Origin of the sequence: Sphaerobacter sp., assembly GCF_019683595.1 — a bacterium.
Taxonomy (GTDB): Bacteria; Chloroflexota; Chloroflexia; order Thermomicrobiales; family Thermomicrobiaceae; genus Sphaerobacter.
The window spans coordinates 1-5,887 of sequence record NZ_JADGHZ010000199.1; the positions used below are offsets into that span (position 1 = coordinate 1).

Genomic DNA, 5,887 nt, shown 5'->3' on the forward strand with positions numbered 1-5,887 from the left:
CTGTCGAAGCCCAGATCCTCCTGCCAGGAGAGGAGCGCGCGCAGGCGGGCATGGTCGTTCTCGTTGCGGGCGACCAGGAGCGCGCCCCACTGGCGGTAGCCGACGTCGAGTCCCGTCTCGTCCTGGAGTGCGGCGACCAGCCAGGGATAGGCCGAGAGGCTGCGCGCCGTCAGCTCCACGCGCACGGCGGGCGTGTCCTTGTTCGACGGCGGCGCGATGATGCCGGCCGAGGCCCCGCTGGCTTCGCCACCGATCGCCCCGCGCTCGACCACGGCCACGCGATGGCCCTTGCGCGCCAGTTCATAGGCGATGGCGCAGCCGATGATCCCGCCGCCGACGATTGCGACCTCGACTGCCTGGTAGCCCATGCCGCTCATGGCTCTCCTCCTGATCGCTCCCTGGTCGGCGGCCCCATCCCCGCGCCGCCGCACCCGCGGCACGTGGCCGCGTCTGGCACGCAGGCGTACCAGATCCACCCCGCGCTGGCAAGCGCAGCGGGGTGGCTCGCAAGAGCGGCCCTCACCCCCAGACCCTCTCCCAACTTTGGGAGAGGGGAGCAACTCGTACAAGACGCGAGGCGCGTGAGGCTCCGTCCGCCGTCCGCCCGGCATCGGCTTTGCGTTCGTCCGGCGCAGGACCGACGCGGGATGCAGACGGAATGACCAGAGGTCGGCGACGGGTGTCCCACCGGCGGGAGGCAGGGCGCTGCCGCGCAGGACGCAGGCGGCGCGGGAAAGGAAGGTTCCGATGAACGCCATCGTGCGCGGTGCGCTGGCCGGAACGGCGGCGACCGGGTTTATGTCGGCCGCTATGGCTGCCGGACGGGCGACCGGCCTGCTCGGGAAACCACCACCGAAGCACATCACGGAGCGGGTCGAAGAGGAGGCGGGTGTCCGCCACAAGCTCTCCGAGCCGGCCTTTCTCTCCAGTTGGCTCCTGGCCCACGTCGGGTACGGCACCGGTGCCGGGGCGCTCTTCGGCCTCGGGCGCCGCCTGCTGCCGTCGTCGGACATCGCTGCCGGGCTGCTCTACGGGGGATTGGTCTGGAGCGTGAGCTACCTCGGGCTGATGCCCGGCCTGAAGCTCTACCCGTGGCCCGACGAGGACCGAACCTCGCGGCAAGGGGTGATGATCGCCGCTCACGCCGTCTACGGCGTCGCGCTGGCGCTGATCGACCGCCGTCTCGGCGGCGAGGAGTCGCGTGCTCACGCGCGCTAGAGCCCGACCAGGACCAGGATCAGCGCGAGAGTCAGCAGGCTCAGCAGCGTCGAGGCCGCCAGCCCAAGGTAGAACGGACGGAGCCCGACGGCGCGCATCTGGCCGAGGTTGGTGCTCAGCCCGACGCCGGTGAGGGCCGCGAGGACGAGCAGCTTGGCCCCCTCGCTCGCCGCATGGCCAGCCTGCGGAGAGATAAGCCCGAGGCTGTTGAGCAGCGCCATGCCGAGGAAGCCGAGCACGAAGGGCGGCACCACCGACAGCACCCGCCGGGCACCCGACCGGCTCGTGCGACCGGGGCCGGCCGAACGGACCGCATGCGCGTACACGGCGCCGATGACGACGAGCAGCGGGCCCATCAGCGTGTTCCGCGTCAGCTTGACCACCGTGGCCACCTCGCCGGCCGCGTCCGAGTAGGCAAACCCGGTCGCGATCACCTGCGACGTGTCGTTCACCGCGGTACCGGCCCAGTAGCCGAACGCCTGGTCGGAGAAGGCGGCGAGGTGGCCGATCGCCGGGTAGAGGAGCACCGCGAGCGTGCCGAACAGGGTGATCGTCGCCACGGCGAAGGAGACGTCGCGCTCCTTCGCCTCGACCGTGGGGGCTGTGGCGATGATGGCCGTGTTGCCGCAGACCGCCGTTCCCACGCCGATCAGCAGGCAGAGCCGCGGCGGCAAGCGCAGCAGTCGCCCGATGCCGAGGGTGAAGAGCAGCGCCGTGGTCATCCCCGCCAGCACGATGACCAGGGCATCCAGCCCGGTCATCAGCACGTCCTGGACGCTGAGGCGCGTCCCGAGTAGGACGATGCCGACCCGCAGCAGCGTGCCGACCGCGAACCGGATGCCCGGCTGGAAGGCCACGGGCAGGCGCACGGTGTTTCCGATCGCAATTCCGAGGAGGAGTCCGACGGTGACTTCGGCGATGGCATCCGGCAGGGCGCCGGCCACGCCGCGGCTCACGGCCGCCAGGAGGAACACGAGGCCGAGCCCGGGCGCATACCGCGTGACCCGGCCAAGGGCCGCATCGCGCGGTTTCCGCACGGGCGCCGGCTGAACCACCTGCCCGCGCCGTCGATTAGCCATGCCTCGTCACCGCTCCACTGTCCCGCTCGACCCCGCTGTCCGGGCCGCCTCACGCCCGAGTCCCGCTGGGCACAGTCTGCACTCACCGGAACGTCCGGAGAGACGGCCCGGCTGGACTGACGCAGCGGGGACGAAGCGGAGAAGGCGGCGCTGCGACGGCCGCGAACGCGAGGTCGCTCCCCCTGGCGCCGGCCGGCGCGGCGCCCGCGTGATTATCCACGATTGCCGTCAGGATCTGCACGCCCGCTGTGGTCGGAACGCGCTACGGGGTGATCTCGCGGATGAGGGCGGCGTACTCGGCGGCGTCGCGCTCGCCCGGCGGGGCGATGAAGACGCCGGTGACGCCGATCTCCACCAGCTCGCGCAGCCGCGCGCGGATCTCCGCCGCCGGGCCGACGAGGCTGACAGCAGCGACGAGCTCGGTGGGGATCAGGCGACGCGCCGCGGCGAAGTCCGCCACCTTGCGGATGTCGATGAAGGCCCCGCCGGCTTCCAGCACCTCGTCGGTGTGCATCACCTCCCGGACGCGGGCCATGATGGCCGGGACATCGAAGCCCGGCACCTCGATCTGCTGCGTCATGCCCGGCAGGGCGTTCACCAGCGCCATCTGGTTCTTCCGCCGCTCCAGCACCGGCTCCGGGTTGTCGGTGACGACGATCCCGGTCCGGACGTAGAAGCGAAAGGCCGCCGGGTCGCGGCCGGCCTCGGCAACCCAGGAGCGGACCATCGGGATCAGTCGCCGCAGGTAGGGCACCGAGGCGAAGTCGGCCACCAGCAAACCGTCGGCCCGCTCGGCCGCCCCCCGCAGGGCGCGCGGCCCGAGCGCGGCGAGGTAGATCGGCACGTGGGACTGCACCGGACCGATCGCGCGCGCCCAGTCGCGCACGTGGGATTGGCCCGTGGCGCTGGCCCGCCCACGCGGGCGCCACCACTGGCGCAAGAGGTCGATCGTCTCGGCCAGGACCTCGGGCGGGCGGCCGGTGCGAATGCCGAGTGCGCGGGAGTACCACTCGGCCTGGCCGCGGCCGAGCCCGAGGAAGGCGCGCCCACCGGAGAGCCGGTCCACCGTGGCCACCGACATGGCAATCAGGTTGGGGTGGCGCAGGTACGGGTTGGTCACCCCGGTGCCGAGGCGGATGCGCTCGGTCTCGCGCGCCGCGGCGGCGAGCACGGCGACGGCGTCCCAGCCGTCGGGATCCTCGCTCAACCAGACGGAGTCGAGTCCGGCCGCATCCGCCACGCGGATCGCCCGCAAGGTCGCATCGACGGCCGCCGCCGGGTCGGCCGCCCGCGCCCACGAATGGTGCGTCAGATCGAGGCAGAACTGGATCTCATGCGTCATGCGTCATCCGTCACGCGTACTGCGTACTCCGTATTGCGTATTCCGTTGCTCGCCCCTCTCCCCTTGGTGGGCTCCGTTCGAGAGGGGCCGGGGGTGAGGGGGACGAATGACGTATGACGCGCGACGCCTCACCCCACCTCCGGCCTCCGGGTGTGCCAGTCGGTGCGCGCCTGGTAGGCGCGGGCGACGGCGAGGATGCTGTTCTCGCTCCCGACGCGGCCGACGATCTGCATCGCCGTTGGCAGCCCCCGCTCCCCGAAGCCGTTGGGAAGGCTGATCGCCGGTAGCCCGGCGAGATTTCCTGCCGCGCCGATCGGGAGTCGGCGGACCTTGCCGAAGTAGGCATCGAACGGCATGTCCAGCGGAGCGGCGACCACGGCGTTGGTGAGGCACACGACGCCGTCGTAGCGCGCCAGGAGCCGGTCGAGCGCGACGCCGATGTGCCGCCGGACGCGGAGCGCACGCAGGTAGTCGACCGCCGGGATGACGGTGCGGGCGTAGGCGCCCCAGCGATCCTCGGGCGCGGTCAATCCGGCCACGGCGCCGCTCTCGATCAGATCCTCGAAGGCGGCCGCCGACTCGGCGTTCAGGATGATCCGTGCCACCTCGGCGTAGGGGAAGTCGGGCAGCGTGACCTCTTCCAGCGTGGCGAACTCGCTCAGCACCGCGAGCGACTGCTCGAAGTTGGCACGTACCTCCGGCTGTGCGTCGTCGAGCCCGTCACGCAGCACGCCCAGGCGGAATCCTTCGGTGCGGTCCTGCTCCGGCGCGTAGCGGTATGGCTCCGGCAGCGTGGTCGGATCGTCCGGGTCTGGCCCGGCGATGGCGTCGAGGACGAGCCCGCAGTCGTCCGCCGTGCGGCACATCGGGCCGAGCTTGTCCAGCGTCCAGGAGAGGGCCATCGCCCCGGCCCGGCTGACGCGGCCGTAGGTCGGACGGAGGCCGGTGATCCCACAGAAGTTGGAGGGGGAGACGATCGAGCCCCACGTCTCGGAGCCGATGGCGAAGGGGATGGCTCCAGCGGCGACGGCCGACCCGGACCCGCTGGACGAACCGCCGCTCCAGGACTCCGGGTTCCAGGGGGTGATGCCCGGCCCGGTCAGCGAGGCGTTCGGCTGGTTGTAACCCAGCCCCCCGGCAAGCTCGACCATGCTGAGCTTGGCCAGCAGGACCGCCCCGGCATCCCGCAGGCGGCGAATGACGGTGGCGTCGGCGTTGAATACCTGATCCCGCAGGGGCGCCGCGCCCCAGGTCGTCGGCGCGCCGACGGCCGCAAGCAGGTCCTTGGCCCCGTAGGGAATCCCGTGGAGCGGCCCCCGGTCGTAGCCTGCCTTCAACTCCGCCTCGGCCAGCGCCGCCTCGCGCCGCGCTCGGTCGAGCATGATCGTCACCACGGCGTTGTAGCGGCGCCCGACGGAGTCGAGGCGCTCGGCGAAGTGCTCGACCAACGCGGTCGGCGTCGTCTCGCCGCTGCGCAGCATCCGCGCCAGATCGCGTACGGTTGCGAAGCTCAGCGCATCGTTCGCCGCCACCCGTCATCCCTCCCCACGGTAGGGCCGGAACAGCACGTCCGGCTCGTCGGCGTTCGTCAGCGGGACACGGCGCAGGGCCTCTGCTGCTTCGACCATGCGGCGCAGCTCGTCCGCGACCCGCTCTTCCTGCTCCGCGCTCAGCCGCTCACCGTAGCGGGCACGCACGGCCTCCATCAGCCCCCGGGCCACAGCCGCGTGCCGCTCGCTCCCGTTCGACTCCGGCATCTCCGGCCTCCCTCTCTGTCCGTCGTGTGATGCCCCTCATGGCGGCACTATACGCCGCAGTCGCGGTTGTGTCAGGGGTGTGATGGATGCGTGATGCGTGATGCGACATACGTCATGCGTCATGCGTCGGCGTTTACCCCGACCGAGGCTGGCCACGACTCGGTCCGTGTGGAGGAACTCGCCCTCTCCGCCACAGCGGATACATGCGACGGGGCTGCGCGCTGTGGCGTGTGCCCGGGGGTTTATCCCCAGGCTGACAAGGCGAAGCCCACTGAAGGGGATGGGGCACCGCGGGGCGCAGACTCGGATGTGTTGGCTCCCGCCGCTCGGCATGTGCCCGGGGCTAAAGCCGCCGGGCTCACCACGAAAGCCGGCTGAAGCCGGCTGGGGAACAGCGTTGGCGCCCCGGTGAGAGCGTGTCCACCCTCTGGCGCGGGGCCGGGGGGGCAACCCCCCCCCGCCCGCCCCCCCCGCCGCCCCCCGGGGGGGAC

The 5,887-nt window shown here is 71.9% G+C and carries 6 protein-coding genes; 1 reads left to right on the forward strand and 5 read right to left on the reverse strand.

Annotated elements, in window-relative coordinates; genetic code table 11:
- Nucleotides 1-377, reverse strand: a 377-nt coding sequence (locus IRZ30_RS14940) for an FAD-dependent oxidoreductase (RefSeq protein ID WP_294086280.1), incomplete at its 3' end; no start/stop codon positions are given.
- 370 nt (nt 378-747) lie between these two features.
- On the opposite strand from IRZ30_RS14940, the gene IRZ30_RS14945 reads away from it, so the two are divergent.
- Entirely contained in the window at nt 748-1,218 is a 471-nt protein-coding gene (locus tag IRZ30_RS14945; protein WP_294086282.1) for a DUF6789 family protein, read from the forward strand.
- On the opposite strand, the gene IRZ30_RS14950 is transcribed toward IRZ30_RS14945, so the two are convergent.
- The 4 genes from IRZ30_RS14950 to IRZ30_RS14965 form a co-directional block, all read right to left on the reverse strand.
- Nucleotides 1,215-2,297 carry a putative sulfate exporter family transporter gene (locus IRZ30_RS14950; protein ID WP_294086283.1) on the reverse strand — a complete coding sequence of 361 codons (1,083 nt, stop codon included), beginning with the start codon at nt 2,295-2,297 and terminating at the stop codon, nt 1,215-1,217. The two genes, IRZ30_RS14945 and IRZ30_RS14950, sit on opposite strands and share 4 nt — an antisense overlap.
- 262 nt (nt 2,298-2,559) lie before the next feature.
- Complete coding sequence (locus tag IRZ30_RS14955) at nt 2,560-3,639, reverse strand: LLM class flavin-dependent oxidoreductase (RefSeq protein WP_294086284.1); 1,080 nt, start codon at nt 3,637-3,639, stop codon at nt 2,560-2,562.
- A gap of 128 nt (nt 3,640-3,767) precedes the next feature.
- On the reverse strand, nt 3,768-5,171 hold the full coding sequence (locus IRZ30_RS14960) for an amidase (RefSeq protein WP_294086285.1): 1,404 nt from the start codon (nt 5,169-5,171) through the stop codon (nt 3,768-3,770).
- 3 nt (nt 5,172-5,174) lie between these two features.
- Nucleotides 5,175-5,396, reverse strand: coding sequence for a hypothetical protein (locus tag IRZ30_RS14965; RefSeq protein WP_294086286.1), 222 nt, complete (start codon nt 5,394-5,396; stop codon nt 5,175-5,177).
- Between the last annotated feature and the right edge of the window lie 491 nt (nt 5,397-5,887).